This window comes from Peribacillus sp. FSL H8-0477, from assembly GCF_038002765.1.
In the GTDB taxonomy this organism is placed as follows: domain Bacteria; phylum Bacillota; class Bacilli; order Bacillales; family DSM-1321; genus Peribacillus.
Window position 1 is genome coordinate 1029469 of record NZ_JBBODE010000002.1, and the last position, 16598, is coordinate 1046066.

The window sequence follows — 16598 nt, forward strand, 5'->3', positions numbered from 1 at the left end:
GTTTGTTTTTTATTGATTATAAGGATCAATCGGCTCAGGAAGTGTTTTTGATGAACGGTACATCATTTCGGATACGGTTATACATTGATAGCCATTTTTTTTAAGGTATTTGAGGATATCTTCTAATGCCACTACCGTCTGCGAAGTTTCGGTATATTCACTTCCTATCCAATCATGAAAAAGAATGATATTGCCCGGTTTAACGCCTGTGATGATTTGTTTTGACATTTTCCCTGCGGGAGGTCTGCTCCAATCCTTCGAATCCATATGCCATGACCACAATACGACGGTTTTACCGTTCTTAATAGCTGTGTCGATAATGACATTGTTATGCATACCTCCAACTGGACGATAGAGAGTGGGCTGTTGTCCTGTAACATTTTTGATAATAGAGTCAGTCTTTTGTAATTCCTCGGCCAACTTTGCAGCAGGGATCCTGCTGCTATATATGTGACTATACGTATGATTCGCAATTTCATGGCCTTCTTTAGAAACCCTCTTTAACACCGCAGGAAAACGTTCTACTTTATTACCCGCTGCAAAGAAAGTAGCTTTGGCTTGGTATTTTGCTAAAAGATCAAGAATTTGCGGTGTGAAAATAGGATGAGGACCATCATCAAAGGTCAAGGCGACTATTTTTTCCTTTGTTTTCACTTCCCAGATTACATTTCCTGTTTTTTCATAATTTTCACGGGTATCTCTAAACACGGATGCCTCGGCTACTGTTGAAGATAATACAATTAGGAATAGAATTATAAATATGACTTTCGTTTTCATCAGCACACTCCACCTTTAATAAGTAGTTTATGGATTTTCTTAAATTTTATTTAAATTGAAGAACTGAATAAAGGAAAAACAGATTGAAGTTACGAATAAGTAAAAGAAACACTAACCGCATATATGCGAATTAAGGAGAACTATCTATGGAAAGAACTCAAAATCCTACTCGAATGGAAATCTTAAAATCAAGAGAGAAGTTACTTTGGTATGTATTTATTGCTTCTATGGCTGGGTTACTGTTAAGACTGTTTATGATTAATGTGGATGCCGATGTAAAGATCTTGTTGATTATTCACACTGTAGTCTGCGTGTTAACTGCCAGTGGTATAGTCATTATTAGGAAACAGCAAAACCTAGAAAAAACAAAAGGAAAAAGATCATAAGCTTTTTGGACATGTTGACGCAATCCAATCTTATGAGGAATTAAAAATGGAGTGGGGAGATACAGGGCATTCCTGAAAAAGGCCTGCAGAGGTAGCTATTCAAATGTATTAGTGGAAATGGAATGTTCTTAAGAAAAGCAGTTCTTACTATATAATACAGAACAAAATTCAGGAATGAATAATGACAAGAGTAATATCTATAGAGTTTTATTAAAGTAGTTTATAATACTTTAATAAAAGGGTTGACTATTAATAAAAATAGAAGTAATATTAAGAAGTCGCAAAGAGAGCGGCGGTTTCAAACCAGTAAAACTTCGCAGAAGTTGACAACTGTTCGTAATCATGTTATACTAATTCTTGTAGCTAGCGAATAACTCGCAGCTGAAATTGCTCTTTGAAAACTGAACAAAACAAAGCGTCAACGTTTTAAAGAAGTGAGTACACACTATAAAAACAACCGAGCAAGTCAAACATTCTACGGAGAGTTTGATCCTGGCTCAGGATGAACGCTGGCGGCGTGCCTAATACATGCAAGTCGAGCGAATTGTTGAGTTTACTCAACGATTAGCGGCGGACGGGTGAGTAACACGTGGGCAACCTGCCTATAAGACTGGGATAACTTCGGGAAACCGGAGCTAATACCGGATATGTTCTTTTCTCGCATGAGAGAAGATGGAAAGACGGCGTCTCGCTGTCACTTATAGATGGGCCCGCGGCGCATTAGCTAGTTGGTGAGGTAATGGCTCACCAAGGCAACGATGCGTAGCCGACCTGAGAGGGTGATCGGCCACACTGGGACTGAGACACGGCCCAGACTCCTACGGGAGGCAGCAGTAGGGAATCTTCCGCAATGGACGAAAGTCTGACGGAGCAACGCCGCGTGAACGATGAAGGCTTTCGGGTCGTAAAGTTCTGTTGTTAGGGAAGAACAAGTACCAGAGTAACTGCTGGTACCTTGACGGTACCTAACCAGAAAGCCACGGCTAACTACGTGCCAGCAGCCGCGGTAATACGTAGGTGGCAAGCGTTATCCGGAATTATTGGGCGTAAAGCGCGCGCAGGTGGTTCCTTAAGTCTGATGTGAAAGCCCCCGGCTCAACCGGGGAGGGTCATTGGAAACTGGGGAACTTGAGTGTAGAAGAGGAAAGTGGAATTCCACGTGTAGCGGTGAAATGCGTAGAGATGTGGAGGAACACCAGTGGCGAAGGCGACTTTCTGGTCTATAACTGACACTGAGGCGCGAAAGCGTGGGGAGCAAACAGGATTAGATACCCTGGTAGTCCACGCCGTAAACGATGAGTGCTAAGTGTTAGAGGGTTTCCGCCCTTTAGTGCTGCAGCTAACGCATTAAGCACTCCGCCTGGGGAGTACGGCCGCAAGGCTGAAACTCAAAGGAATTGACGGGGGCCCGCACAAGCGGTGGAGCATGTGGTTTAATTCGAAGCAACGCGAAGAACCTTACCAGGTCTTGACATCCTCTGACACTCCTAGAGATAGGACGTTCCCCTTCGGGGGACAGAGTGACAGGTGGTGCATGGTTGTCGTCAGCTCGTGTCGTGAGATGTTGGGTTAAGTCCCGCAACGAGCGCAACCCTTGATCTTAGTTGCCAGCATTCAGTTGGGCACTCTAAGGTGACTGCCGGTGATAAACCGGAGGAAGGTGGGGATGACGTCAAATCATCATGCCCCTTATGACCTGGGCTACACACGTGCTACAATGGATGGTACAAAGAGCTGCAAACTCGCGAGGGTAAGCGAATCTCATAAAGCCATTCTCAGTTCGGATTGCAGGCTGCAACTCGCCTGCATGAAGCCGGAATCGCTAGTAATCGCGGATCAGCATGCCGCGGTGAATACGTTCCCGGGCCTTGTACACACCGCCCGTCACACCACGAGAGTTTGTAACACCCGAAGTCGGTGAGGTAACCGCAAGGAGCCAGCCGCCTAAGGTGGGACAGATGATTGGGGTGAAGTCGTAACAAGGTAGCCGTATCGGAAGGTGCGGCTGGATCACCTCCTTTCTAAGGAAAATTAACGTGACGCTTTTGTTTTGTTCAGTTTTGAATGAGTAATTCATTCAACCTTGTTCTTTGAAAACTAGATAATAGATAGAAGGCAAATTTTGCATCAATTTTTAAAACACCGAATGTTTTTTTAGTAGGTTAAGTTAGAAAGGGCGCACGGTGGATGCCTTGGCACTAGGAGCCGATGAAGGACGGGACTAACACCGATATGCTTTGGGGAGCTGTAAGTAAGCGTTGATCCAGAGATTTCCGAATGGGGAAACCCACTGTTCGTAATGGAACAGTATCTTTACCTGAATACATAGGGTACTGAAGGCAGACCCGGGGAACTGAAACATCTAAGTACCCGGAGGAAGAGAAAGCAATAGCGATTTCCTGAGTAGCGGCGAGCGAAACGGAATCAGCCCAAACCAAGAGGCTTGCCTCTTGGGGTTGTAGGACACTCAATATGGAGTTACAAAGGAACGGGGTAAATGAAGAGGTCTGGAAAGGCCCGTCAAAGAAGGTAAAAACCCTGTAGTTGAAACTTCGTTCCCTCCTGAGTGGATCCTGAGTACGGCGGGACACGAGAAATCCCGTCGGAAACAGGGAGGACCATCTCCCAAGGCTAAATACTCCCTAGTGACCGATAGTGAACCAGTACCGTGAGGGAAAGGTGAAAAGCACCCCGGAAGGGGAGTGAAATAGATCCTGAAACCGTGTGCTTACAAGTAATCAGAGCCCGTTAATGGGTGATGGTGTGCCTTTTGTAGAATGAACCGGCGAGTTACGATCCCATGCGAGGTTAAGTTGAAAAGACGGAGCCGCAGCGAAAGCGAGTCTGAATAGGGCGAATTAGTATGTGGTCGTAGACCCGAAACCAGGTGATCTACCCATGTCCAGGGTGAAGTTCAGGTAACACTGAATGGAGGCCCGAACCCACGCACGTTGAAAAGTGCGGGGATGAGGTGTGGGTAGCGGAGAAATTCCAATCGAACCTGGAGATAGCTGGTTCTCTCCGAAATAGCTTTAGGGCTAGCCTCAAGATGAGAGTATTGGAGGTAGAGCACTGATTGGACTAGGGGCCCCCAACGGGTTACCGAATTCAGTCAAACTCCGAATGCCAAATACTTATTCTTGGGAGTCAGACTGCGAGTGATAAGATCCGTAGTCAAAAGGGAAACAGCCCAGACCACCAGCTAAGGTCCCAAAGTATACGTTAAGTGGAAAAGGATGTGGAGTTGCTTAGACAACCAGGATGTTGGCTCAGAAGCAGCCACCATTTAAAGAGTGCGTAATAGCTCACTGGTCGAGTGACTCCGCGCCGAAAATGTACCGGGGCTAAACGTATCACCGAAGCTGTGGATGGACACCGTAGGGTGTCCGTGGTAGGAGAGCGTTCTAAGGGCGTCGAAGCTAGACCGTAAGGACTGGTGGAGCGCTTAGAAGTGAGAATGCCGGTATGAGTAGCGAAAGAAGGGTGAGAATCCCTTCCACCGAATGCCCAAGGTTTCCTGAGGAAGGCTCGTCCGCTCAGGGTTAGTCGGGACCTAAGCCGAGGCCGAAAGGCGTAGGCGATGGATAACAGGTTGATATTCCTGTACCACCAATTTATCGTTTGAACGATGGGGGGACGCAGGAGGATAGGGTAAGCGCGCTGTTGGATATGCGCGTCTAAGCAGTTAGGCCGGAAACGAGGCAAATCCCGTTTCCATTAAGGCGGAGCTGTGATAGCGAGGGAAATTAAGTACCGAAGTTCCTGATTCCACACTGCCTAGAAAAGCCTCTAGTGAGATAAAGGGTGCCCGTACCGCAAACCGACACAGGTAGGCGAGGAGAGAATCCTAAGGTGTGCGAGAGAACTCTCGTTAAGGAACTCGGCAAAATGACCCCGTAACTTCGGGAGAAGGGGTGCTTTTTAGGGTGAATAGCCCGGAAAAGCCGCAGTGAATAGGCCCAGGCGACTGTTTAGCAAAAACACAGGTCTCTGCGAAGCCGCAAGGCGAAGTATAGGGGCTGACGCCTGCCCGGTGCTGGAAGGTTAAGGGGAGAGGTTAGCGTAAGCGAAGCTTTGAACCGAAGCCCCAGTAAACGGCGGCCGTAACTATAACGGTCCTAAGGTAGCGAAATTCCTTGTCGGGTAAGTTCCGACCCGCACGAAAGGCGTAACGATCTGGGCACTGTCTCAACGAGAGACTCGGTGAAATTATAGTACCTGTGAAGATGCAGGTTACCCGCGACAGGACGGAAAGACCCCGTGGAGCTTTACTGTAACCTGATATTGAATTTTGGTACAGCTTGTACAGGATAGGTAGGAGCCTTTGAAACCGGAGCGCTAGCTTCGGTGGAGGCATTGGTGGGATACTACCCTGGCTGTATTGAAATTCTAACCCGCGCCCCTTATCGGGGTGGGAGACAGTGTCAGGTGGACAGTTTGACTGGGGCGGTCGCCTCCTAAAGAGTAACGGAGGCGCCCAAAGGTTCCCTCAGAATGGTTGGAAATCATTCGTAGAGTGTAAAGGCACAAGGGAGCTTGACTGCGAGACCTACAAGTCGAGCAGGGACGAAAGTCGGGCTTAGTGATCCGGTGGTTCCGCATGGAAGGGCCATCGCTCAACGGATAAAAGCTACCCCGGGGATAACAGGCTTATCTCCCCCAAGAGTCCACATCGACGGGGAGGTTTGGCACCTCGATGTCGGCTCATCGCATCCTGGGGCTGTAGTCGGTCCCAAGGGTTGGGCTGTTCGCCCATTAAAGCGGTACGCGAGCTGGGTTCAGAACGTCGTGAGACAGTTCGGTCCCTATCCGTCGTGGGCGCAGGAAATTTGAGAGGAGCTGTCCTTAGTACGAGAGGACCGGGATGGACGCACCGCTGGTGTACCAGTTGTCTTGCCAAAGGCATAGCTGGGTAGCTACGTGCGGACGGGATAAGTGCTGAAAGCATCTAAGCATGAAGCCCCCCTCAAGATGAGATTTCCCATAGCGTAAGCTAGTAAGATCCCTGAAAGATGATCAGGTAGATAGGTTTGAGGTGGAAGCGTGGTGACACGTGGAGCTGACAAATACTAATCGATCGAGGACTTAACCATTCGTTTTAATTACATGCAAAAACCTTCTTATTATCTAGTTTTGAAGGAACAACGTTCCTTTATAGTCTGGTAATGATGGCGAAGAGGCCACACCCGTTCCCATTCCGAACACGGAAGTTAAGCTCTTCAGCGCCGATGGTAGTTGGGGGTCTCCCCCTGTGAGAGTAGGACATTGCCAGGCAACAAGAAAGAAAAGATCAGCTGAAAAGCTGGTCTTTTTTTGTGTGTTCAATAGGTAAAATACCCCCCGGGGAAACTTATTCATCAGGTCTTCTAAAAAGTGTATCTAAAGAAATAGATCAGTCAAGTCCTTATTATTGTGTAAATTCGTTAACAATGTTTTCACTCTGATTAATTGGACTCTTTCCAACGGATAAAAAACAGTTTTTAGAGTTGCACAAAACCCTAACCTTACACTTTTTTGGAAACTTCCATGGCCATTTTCTCTCGCATTCGGGCAGGGCTGTCAAAGGCTTTTCACTTTGACAGCCCTGTTTGAATGTGAAATGATTCATGATGGAAGTTTTGAAAAATAACTACTTCGACAATGCTTTTTTCTTGTCGTAAACTGTGTCTTGATATTGCATTAAGAGAGCACCTACTAATCGGAAAGCAGATTGGGTATTAGGAAAGATCCGGATTACTCTTTCTCTTCTGCGTACTTCTTGATTTAAACGCTCCAGCGAATTTGTACTACGAATGTGCTGCCTGATTTTTTCAGGGTGATTCATGTATTGAATGGTGTCTTCGAACCCTTCATCCAAAATTTGAAGGGCTTTTTCATATTTTGATTCCTCACCAAATTTATTTATTAACTCCGTTTTAAATAGACGAATATCATCTATCGTGACTGCTTCAAATACCCGTTTAATCATCAAGCGAATATCAGATGATCCCTTTTTAGGCAGTTTTTCGATAATGTTCCGTTTAAAATGGACATTGCACCGTTGCCAGCTGGTCCCAATGAATTCCCGTTGGACTGCTTTGACTAACCCTTGATGGGCATCAGAAATCACCAGTTTCGGGGATTGAAGACCGCGGGATTTTAGTTGCTTAAAGAACTGTGACCAAGATTCAAAGCTTTCTACATGATCTACATGGAGCCCTAGAATCTCTCGCTTATTCTGTTCCGTAAGGGCAGTCGCAATATATACGGCTTTTGAGACAACTTGATGGTGCTCACGCACCTTGATATACATGGCATCTACGAAAACAAAGGGGTAGTACGTGGTATTGAGGGGCCTCCCTGCCCAGCCATTAACAATGGGATCAAGCTTTTCAGTCAGCGATGAAACGAAGGATTTTGAGACATTTTCACCGCATAGCTGTTCGACAATATGAGTAACCTTTCGTGTAGAAACTCCATTGATTACCATCTCTAACATGGAAAGGACGAGCGCTTGATCGACCCGAGCATATTTTTCAAATACAGAAGGGGAAAAGTCGCCATTACGTGTTCTAGGGACCTTCAATTTAATCTTGCCAATACTCATCGTAAAATCACGTTCATAATAGCCATTTCGATAATCCTGACGCTCGGTAGAGCGCTCATAAGATGAAACTTGTAGATGGTTGTCTCTCTCTTTCTCCATAAACTCATTTAAGATCAACACAACCGCTGATTTAATCACGGCATCAAGATTAGAATTCATAATGGAAAGTTTTAAAAGATCGATATCAAGGTTAAACTGTAACTGAGTCATTATATTCCCTCTTTTCAATGTGTTTTCATGGTGAAAACATTGTTTCCAAGAGCGAATAAAATGACTCTCTTTTTTTACACAATTATATGGACTTAATCAATAGATCTAAAGATTAGCGACCCTTTTCAAAAATCCTGAAAACAATTATGCCCCATGGGGTATTATGGAGCTGAAAATAGTGCCCAGACGGGAATACGCAGCCTCTAGACGGGAATACACATGATCCAGACGGGATTACGGTCATCTCAGACGGGAATACGTGGAGACCAGACGGGAATAACAGCCTGGATAGAAGAAAAATAGATAAAATACCCCCCGGGGAAACTTATTCATCAGGTCTTCCTAAAAAGTGTATCCCCATGAAAACTTTCATCATCCATAGGAGTAACCCATCAATATTGCTGAAACATTAAAAAAAGAAAGGCAGAAAAACTGCCTTTCTTTTTTTTGGTGGATCAGCGGGCTTCCTGAAAGTGTGGTTTTAGAATTTCTTTCAAGACGGTTGAGCTGTGGGTAAATTGTTTTTGTTCGTTTTCAGATAGAGTTAGTTCGAGTATTTCTCTGATTCCGGTTCTGTTTACTACGGCAGGGACACCAATGTAGACGTCTTTTTCTCCGTATTCTCCGTCAAGGTAGGTGCTGACGGTTAAGACGCTGTTTTCATTATTTAGGATGGCTTTGGTGATTCGGGCAAGCCCCATAGCAATTCCGTAATACGTAGCGCCTTTTTTCTGGATAATATGATAGGCTGCATCTCTCACGTTTACAAAGAGCTGGTCTAGGTCTTCCATTTTATATTCTGGGTTTCGTCCAATTAATTCTTCAACAGGAACTCCGCCAATATCTGCGTGGCTCCATACAGGCAGCTCCGTGTCTCCATGCTCTCCAATGATATGTGCATGCACATTTGCTGGGGCAATATCGAAGTATTCGCCCAGTAAGAAACGGAATCGTCCAGAATCGAGAATCGTTCCACTTCCGATTACTCGTTCTTTAGGCAGTCCACTGAATTTCCAAGTTGCATAGGTTAATATATCGACAGGATTGGTAGCAATTAAGAAGATGCCATCGAAGCCGCTTGCCATTACTTGATCAACAAGGGATTTAAATATCTTTAGGTTTTTTTCAACAAGGTCTAAGCGGGTTTCCCCTGGTTTTTGATTCGCTCCTGCACATATACAGACGATATCCGCTTCTTTGCAATCGTCGTAGTTTCCGTACCATGTTTTGGTTGGGTTAGGTGCAAAGATTTTGCCGTGGTTCAAGTCCATTGCATCTCCCATAGCTTTATCTTCATTAACGTCAATTATTACTAATTCTTCAGTAATTGACTGGTTAAGCAGGGCAAATGCATAACTACTCCCAACGGATCCTGCACCTATAAGTGCCACTCGATTAATATTTCTTTGTATCATATTAATTTCCTCCATTCAGGTACCTGCATTTGTAAAAAGCGTAACAGTTTAATTGTGCCTTTTAAATCTAGTAAAATCAATGAATATATAATAAAATTTAGGAATTAGTCTAAATTAAGGGAAAAAGTAACGTATAATTAAGTGTAACTGGAAATGTTTGGCGTTCAGTCCTTAGCTACTATATTTTCGTTTGAATTAAAACATGAGCATAGTGAGGAGTAAACTATGAAGGATATGTCTATTGAGGATGAAATAGAATCATTGAAAATAGAAAATCAGCGTTATAGAGAATTAGTCTCTGAGCTTCCTTTTCCTTTAACCTATCATTCTAGGCATGGAATGATAGTGAAAAAAGCTAGCGGCAAAGATGTTTCTTATATAGAAGGAAAGAATAATAGCATGCACTCATCATTTATTTACGATTGTTTTTCTATCATGGAGGGGTATATGACCAATCTTTTTGATCATGTACCTCATCATATTGTTTTTATTGATAAAGATGGATTGGTGACACTTTGCAATGAGCAGACAGCTCTTGATTTACATGTGGATCAGAAGGAGATTGTGGGCACCCATATCCGGGATCTTTTAAAACTGCCTGATGAGGAAATCTTCTTGTTGAAAACATTGAACACAAAAGAAGATACTATAAATCATTTGATCATGGATAAAAATTATGGCGTTATTAATACCCGAATCATTTATGAAAAAGATGGTTCAATTAAACGAGTAATTGGCATCTTTCAGTTTGTTAATTTATATAAAGGTGCAGCAAAGCAAGCTCTTGCGGGGGGAATAGCTGCTGGAATTGCTCATGAGCTTAGGAATCCATTTACAACGGTGAGAGGTTTTTTACAATTAATGCAAGAAAGTATAGATAAGGAGAGTGCCGAGTTATTTAGGACGTTACTTATTCCTGAGATAGATCGGGCGAATACGATTATCAGCGATTTTTTGAAAATTTCTCGATCGGCTCATATGAATCGAGAAAAAATAGAGTTTGATTTCTTTGTTAATAATCATCTATTGAAAATCCTTACGAATGAATCGTTCTTGTATCATGCGACCGTTAATCATACTGTCTCAAAGGAAGCATCTGAATGTATCATTGAGATGAATAAAGATGAAATTATCCAAGTATTTATTAATTTATTTCGTAATGCTGTTGAAGCCGTTGAACAGACGAATTTACGAATTAATTGGAGTGCTGACAGAGTAGAGGATTGGCTTGCTATAACTTTTAGGGATAATGGTTCTGGAATAGACCCCGCAATTTTATCAGAAGTATTTGATCCATTTTTTACTACTAAAAGTGACGGTACCGGACTTGGGCTTTCAATATCGAAAACGATTATTGATAATCATGGGGGCAGGATGGAGGTAGCCAGTAGTCAGTTAGGGACGATTTTTACAATTATGCTGCCAGTTTCAAAATTAAGTTAAATGGAAGAAGGAGACGGGACAGATGGAGGTTAATCATTTGTTGTTCTCAGTGTCTAATTTGGATAAATCGATTATCTTTTATCAAACTGTTTTCGAAGCAAGGTTGTTAGTGAAGGGAAAAACCACCGCATACCTTGATTTAAATGGGTTATGGCTCGCACTTAACCTAGAGGAGACTATACCAAGAAATGAAATACTAGAATCTTATACTCATATTGCCTTCTCGGTGAAACAAAATGAGCTGGCAATGATTGAAGATAAATTAAATAAGCTCAATGTGTCTATATTGCCAGGACGGAATCGTGACGTGCGAGATAAGGAATCGATTTATTTTACAGATCCGGATGGCCATAAGTTTGAATTCCATACAGGTACACTTGAAGATAGGATGAACTATTATAAAGAAACCAAAGCTTATCTAGAATTTTTAACTAAAGTGAAACCTGCATTATGCAGGTTTTTTGTTGCTTAGAAGGGAGAGTTCTAATGTATAAGATAGTTTAAATCAGGGTACTAGTATGATGAGAGAATGGTTTTCTTAAAGAAAGGTGTGAACCAATGGAGAAAGCAAATGAGCTTCCTGTTAAGGCTGTCGATGCAATTGAAGAAGCTGCAGGAACGTTTCCAGGATATCGTCGGGCACATGCAAAAGGGAATTATTTTGAGGCAGTGTTTACCCCTAATGGGAAAGCGAGTACGTTTACAACAGCACCGCATCTTTTACATACACCCGTACCAGCCATTGTACGTTTTTCTAATAGTTCACCTAACCCAACACATGCAGATGCGTTGACGCCGCCTAAAGGAATGGCTGTGCAATTTCAATTACCAGATGGATCGGTTACCAATCTTATTGCCGTTACGATTCCTGTTTTCTTTGCGAGAACGCCTGAAGCATTTGTGGAGATAATGAAATTTTTTAAGTCAGCTAAAGGTGGATTACCGAACCTAAAAGAGTTGATGAAAATTGCCGTGAACTATCCTGAAAGCAAAGTAGGCTTTAAGATGGTTAAAGAAATGCGTTCACCCCTCAGTTTTGCAATGGCTCGTTATTTTTCCATACATGTATTTAATTTTATCAATAAGGAAGGCAGGAAACAATCGATTAAGTATCAATGGGAACCTGATGCGGGACTCGGAATGTATGGGAAACTAGAAGCTGCTGACTGTTCAGCTGATTATCTAAATGAAGAATTAACAGAAAGATTAGAGAGAGAGCCTGTCGGTTTTACACTTACCATTCAATTAGGAGAAGAAGGTGATCCAACAGATGATCCTACAGCAGCGTGGCCAGCAGAACGGCAAACGATAGAAATTGGACATCTCTCTATTTCTAAGAAACGGGTTGATTCGCCAGATAGGGTTCTGTTTGATCCCACAATTGTTTCCGAAGGCATTGAATGCTCGGATGATCCTATTTTACATTTCCGTCATGATGCCTACGAGGTTTCTTATAATCGCCGCATTCATGGTAAATAAAGACATAAACCGTATTCCTAGACGGAAATACGGCTTATCTACATATTTATAATAAAGATTCTGCTCCATCGATATATACCTTTGTCCCCGTAATATGGGAGGATAAGTTAGAGGCTAGAAATAAAACCAAATCCCCAACTTGTTCTGGTTTACCAGCTTCGCCAGCAAGGGGATGTTCTCCTTCCGGGTATTCAATTGGGATGGTGATTTTTTTGAGATTTTCGTTTTCAGGAAACGTATTTGTATCGATATTCGTATCAATTGCACCCGGACAAATTATATTCACGCGGATTTTATATCGTGCCAGTTCTAGGGCAGCCATCTTACCAAAGGCGACTTGTCCAGCTTTTGAGGTACTGTAAGCTGAAAATCCAAAGTTATTAAATGTCCGGTTTCCGTTGATTGAGCTTGTAATCACAATACTCCCGCCATTTTCTTTCATGTAAGGAATAGCATTTTTAACTGTTAAAAAGGTTCCGCGTAAATTGGTTTGGATGGTGGCATCGAATTCATCGATTGATAGATCCTCAATGGGTGCAATTACCCCGTTTATCCCGGCGTTTGAGAAGACAAAATCAAGTTTGCCCCATTCTTCGAAGACTCTTTTGAAGGCTTGTTCCATATCTTCTGTTTTGGAAACATCTGCTTCTACAATGATTGCTTCGCTGCCAAGTTCCTCAATTTCACGCTTTACTTCCACGGCATCTTCAGCATTAAGGTCAAGTAAGGCAATTCTTGCCCCATTTTCTGCAAGCTTTAAGGCAGCTCCACGACCAATACCAGAACTCCCTCCGGTTATTAAAGCCACTTTATTTTTCATTAAATTTGCCATACTTCCTCAACTCCTTTTTTCTATTATTACCCAATTTATATATAAAAAGAAACCCTGTAAGACACTTTTTTAAAAATCTCTGGATAGGGATTATAATAATAAAGCGCTGCTAAACTAGTGTTGATTTGCAAACTGATATCTTGTATCTTGGAAAAAGGGGTAATCATATGAAGAAAAGAAAAGGACTAACATAGATTACTAGCTTTCATTGTGACATGAGGATATATTAAATAAAGAACAGAACAATAGATATTAGGAGGCTTACACATGATACGGTTTGGGATTATCGGAACTAACTGGATTACAGAACGGTTTTTAAAGGCATCTGAAGCACACGAAAAATTTAAGCTTACGGCGGTTTATTCACGATCAGAGGAAAGAGCTCGTGAGTTTGCCGGCAAATATCAGGCTGAAAATACGTTTACAAGTCTAGAGGATATGGCATCTAGTGACATGATTGACGCAGTGTATATCGCAAGTCCAAATGCTTATCATGCAGAACAAGCTATTCTGTTTTTAGAAAATGGCAAGCATGTACTATGTGAGAAGCCAATTGCTTCAAATACAGCAGAAACACGTGCGATGATTGAAGCAGCTAAAAGAAATGGCGTTGTTTTAATGGAAGCGATGAAATCAACCTTAATGCCGAACTTTAAGAGTATTGAGGATAATATCCATAAGCTTGGAAAAGTACGTACATATTTTGCAAATTACTGTCAGTACTCATCGCGTTATGATTCCTATCGACAAGGGACGGTCTTAAACGCCTTTAATCCAGCTCTTTCTAATGGGGCATTGATGGATATAGGTATCTATACAATTTATCCACTTGTTGTTTTGTTTGGTAAGCCTAATTCTATTAAGGCGACAGGTCACGTACTCGAGTCTGGTGCTGATGGGAATGGAAGTATTCTTCTCAGTTATGATGGAATGGAGGCAGTAGTGATGTATTCAAAAATAACGGAATCACCATTGCCTTCGGAAATTCTTGGAGAGGATGGATCTATGGTTATTCATCATATATCTAGTCCGGAAAAAATTGAAATACGTGCACATGATGGTACGATTACTGATATAAGTTATGAACAACAAGAGGACTCTATGTATTACGAAATAAAAGAATTTATCCAACTGATTGAAAGTGGTAAACAGCAGTCCTCACAGAATACGTGGGAAATATCACTTGCTGTCGTGGAAATTATGGATGAAGCCCGACGTCAAATGGGTATTGTATATCCAAATGATACTAACTAATAGTAAAAAACTGTCGAGAAAATTTCTCGGCAGTTTTTTTAGTTATATGTGACAATTCAGAGAATGTATTGATGTTTAATTAAATAACCCTATATTTTTAAAAGGAAATGACTAGACATTTCTTTTTAATTGGCTATAATAAAGTTGTAACCGCTTAACAAACTAAAAATTATGAATCGAAGGAGTTTGATTATCAATGAATAGAATTTTACTAGCATGTAGTTCAGGTATGTCTACTAGTTTACTTGTGACAAAGATGGAAGCGTATGCGGAATCTATCGGTGATGAAGCGAAAATTTGGGCAGTCGGTCAAAATCAAGCGAAACAAGATATGGCAGAAGCAGATGTTGTTTTAATCGGACCTCAAATGAGTTTCTTGAAGAAAGAACTTCAAAAAGAAGCTGCTCAATACAATATCAATGTTGATGTGATCGATATGATGGCATATGGATTAGCAGACGGTAAAAAAGCTTACGAACAGGCACTAGCCTTAATGGGGAAAAAATAATGGAGATTAATTTAGAAGAACTTACCAGTGAACAAATTAATTTTCAACTTATTCTTCATAGCGGCAACGCGCGCAGCAAGGTCATCCAATCCCTTCGTGAATACCGCGAAGGCAATGTAGAAGAAGCAGAAAACTTATTAAAACAGGCTGAAGAGGATTTAAATGCTGCACATGGAATTCATTTCAAAATGGTTCAAAAAGAAGCGCAAGGTGAAAAAGTAGAGTTCTCCATGTTATTTATGCATGCAGAGGATCACTTAATGTCAACACTTACGATGAAGGAACTAGTTATCGAATTACTAGAAATTTTTAAAGCTAAGAATTTATAAAAAGAAATACCCATTGATAAGGGAGGGAAAATTATGTTTGAGAAATTTAGTCAGTTTTTAATTCCAATTGCGGGCAAGTTGAATAACAATCGCTATCTACAGGTTATACGTGATGCATTTATGTTAGCGTTCCCATTAACAATATTTGGTTCTATTGTCGTAGTATTAACCAATCTGCCATTTTTAAATAAATTTTTAAGTGATGAGTTTATTGCTTCTTTCCAATCGTCATTCGGAATTGCTTCACAGGCAACCATGGGGATCATGTCCGTTTTCGTTGTCTTTGGTATAGGATACTATCTATCAAAAAGTTACAACGTGGAAGCTGTTTTTGGAGGCGTCATTGCTCTTGCTTCGTTTTTGATTTTAACACCTTTTATGATTGAAACAGATGCTGGCGCTGTTACAAATGTTATACCGCTTGATCGCCTAGGTGCCAAAGGAATGTTCCTTGGAATGATTACAGCCTTTCTAGCAGGTGAGATTTATAGAAGAGCTGTTCAGAAAGACTTAACTATTAAGATGCCAGCAGGAGTACCTCCGGCTGTAGCGAAGTCGTTTGCTGCTTTATTCCCAGCATTAATTACATTAACAATCTTTTTATTCATAAATGTTCTTGTTACACAAGCGTTTAATACAAACCTTCATGATTTTATCTATGATGTGATTCAAGCACCGCTAGTAGGTCTTGGTGGAGGGTTAATTCCAACATTAATTGCTGTGTTTGTTATTCAACTTCTCTGGTTCTTTGGTCTGCACGGTCAGATTATCATCAACTCAGTAATGGATCCAATTTGGAATACATTAGCTCTAGAAAACTATGATAAATTTGTTCAAGGCGGGGAACTGCCAAACATTGTGACTAAGTCATTTATGGATGTGTTTACAGTCGGAATGGGCGGTACCGGAATGACGCTGGCTGTTATCGTTGCTATCCTTGTCTTTATGAGAAGTAAGCAGATGAAACAAGTAGCCAAACTCGGTGCGGGACCTGGTATCTTTAACGTCAACGAACCGATTATTTTCGGCTTGCCAATTGTTATGAATCCAATGATTATTGTACCTTGGATTTTAGCGCCAATGATTGTTACGGCTGTTACGTATTTTGCTTTCGCAACAGGGATAGTGCCTAAAACTACAGGAGTAACGGTTCCTTGGACAGTGCCAATTGGAATAAGCGGATACTTAGCAACGAATTCCCTAATGGGGTCGCTGCTGCAGATTGTCAACTTCTTCATTGTTTTTGCCATCTGGTTCCCATTCTTGAAAATTATTGATGGAGTAAATATTAAAAAAGAAAAAGAAGAAGAAATGAAAAAAGCATCATAAAAGCTGTGTTCAACTAGAAAATAGATCTGCCTAATCAGGCGGCAAATCTG

General features: G+C 41.8%; 12 protein-coding genes and 3 rRNA genes. 11 read left to right on the forward strand and 4 right to left on the reverse strand.

All coding sequences use genetic code 11. From position 1 onward, the window contains the following. Window positions 1–9 precede the first annotated feature (9 nt). Complete coding sequence (locus MHI18_RS16770) at window positions 10–777, reverse strand: polysaccharide deacetylase family protein (RefSeq protein ID WP_340848945.1); 768 nt, start codon at window positions 775–777, stop codon at window positions 10–12. A 146-nt stretch (window positions 778–923) separates the two neighbouring features. On the opposite strand from MHI18_RS16770, the gene MHI18_RS16775 reads away from it, so the two are divergent. The 4 genes from MHI18_RS16775 to rrf all read left to right on the forward strand — a co-directional run bounded on the left by MHI18_RS16775 (window position 924) and on the right by rrf (window position 6437). Next, window positions 924–1163: a hypothetical protein gene (locus MHI18_RS16775; protein WP_340848946.1), complete on the forward strand. Its 240-nt coding sequence runs from the start codon at window positions 924–926 to the stop codon at window positions 1161–1163. A 474-nt stretch (window positions 1164–1637) separates the two neighbouring features. Next, window positions 1638–3184 (forward strand): 16S ribosomal RNA (locus MHI18_RS16780). A 139-nt stretch (window positions 3185–3323) separates the two neighbouring features. Beyond that, window positions 3324–6256: ribosomal RNA gene (locus tag MHI18_RS16785) — 23S ribosomal RNA — on the forward strand. 65 nt (window positions 6257–6321) lie between these two features. Beyond that, window positions 6322–6437: ribosomal RNA gene (rrf, locus tag MHI18_RS16790) — 5S ribosomal RNA — on the forward strand. Together the 16S, 23S and 5S rRNA genes form the textbook arrangement of a ribosomal RNA operon. 355 nt (window positions 6438–6792) lie before the next feature. Here rrf and MHI18_RS16795 read toward each other — a convergent pair. Then, complete coding sequence (locus tag MHI18_RS16795) at window positions 6793–7959, reverse strand: IS256 family transposase (RefSeq protein ID WP_340845447.1); 1167 nt, start codon at window positions 7957–7959, stop codon at window positions 6793–6795. Between the two features lie 455 nt (window positions 7960–8414). Continuing rightward, window positions 8415–9374, reverse strand: coding sequence for an L-lactate dehydrogenase (locus MHI18_RS16800; protein ID WP_340848948.1), 960 nt, complete (start codon window positions 9372–9374; stop codon window positions 8415–8417). Between the two features lie 225 nt (window positions 9375–9599). Between MHI18_RS16800 and MHI18_RS16805 the strand changes: the two genes are divergently transcribed. The 3 genes from MHI18_RS16805 (at window position 9600) to MHI18_RS16815 (ending at window position 12296) form a co-directional block, all read left to right on the forward strand. Next, window positions 9600–10817, forward strand: a complete 1218-nt coding sequence (locus MHI18_RS16805; RefSeq protein WP_340848950.1) for an ATP-binding protein — start codon at window positions 9600–9602, stop codon at window positions 10815–10817. Between the two features lie 22 nt (window positions 10818–10839). Continuing rightward, a complete protein-coding gene (gene fosB, locus MHI18_RS16810; RefSeq protein WP_340848952.1) occupies window positions 10840–11289 on the forward strand; it encodes a metallothiol transferase FosB in 450 nt (149 codons plus the stop codon). A gap of 86 nt (window positions 11290–11375) precedes the next feature. Beyond that, window positions 11376–12296, forward strand: a complete 921-nt coding sequence (locus MHI18_RS16815; protein WP_340848953.1) for a catalase family peroxidase — start codon at window positions 11376–11378, stop codon at window positions 12294–12296. A gap of 46 nt (window positions 12297–12342) precedes the next feature. On the opposite strand, the gene MHI18_RS16820 is transcribed toward MHI18_RS16815, so the two are convergent. Continuing rightward, the gene (locus tag MHI18_RS16820; RefSeq protein WP_340848954.1) at window positions 12343–13128 is read right to left on the reverse strand and encodes an SDR family oxidoreductase; all 786 of its coding nucleotides are present in this window, start codon (window positions 13126–13128) and stop codon (window positions 12343–12345) included. A gap of 267 nt (window positions 13129–13395) precedes the next feature. Between MHI18_RS16820 and MHI18_RS16825 the strand changes: the two genes are divergently transcribed. From MHI18_RS16825 to celB, 4 genes are all read left to right on the forward strand, one after another. After that, window positions 13396–14382 (forward strand): Gfo/Idh/MocA family protein, encoded by a 987-nt coding sequence (locus tag MHI18_RS16825; protein ID WP_340848956.1) that lies wholly within the window; start codon window positions 13396–13398, stop codon window positions 14380–14382. Window positions 14383–14578: 196 nt separating this feature from the next. Beyond that, window positions 14579–14890, forward strand: a complete 312-nt coding sequence (locus MHI18_RS16830) for a PTS sugar transporter subunit IIB (protein WP_040373950.1) — start codon at window positions 14579–14581, stop codon at window positions 14888–14890. Then, on the forward strand, window positions 14890–15219 hold the full coding sequence (locus tag MHI18_RS16835) for a PTS lactose/cellobiose transporter subunit IIA (RefSeq protein ID WP_445670008.1): 330 nt from the start codon (window positions 14890–14892) through the stop codon (window positions 15217–15219). The genes MHI18_RS16830 and MHI18_RS16835 overlap by 1 nt, the downstream gene beginning before the upstream one ends. Before the next feature lie 33 nt (window positions 15220–15252). Next, window positions 15253–16548, forward strand: coding sequence for a PTS cellobiose transporter subunit IIC (gene celB, locus MHI18_RS16840; RefSeq protein ID WP_340848960.1), 1296 nt, complete (start codon window positions 15253–15255; stop codon window positions 16546–16548). Window positions 16549–16598: the final 50 nt, after the last annotated feature.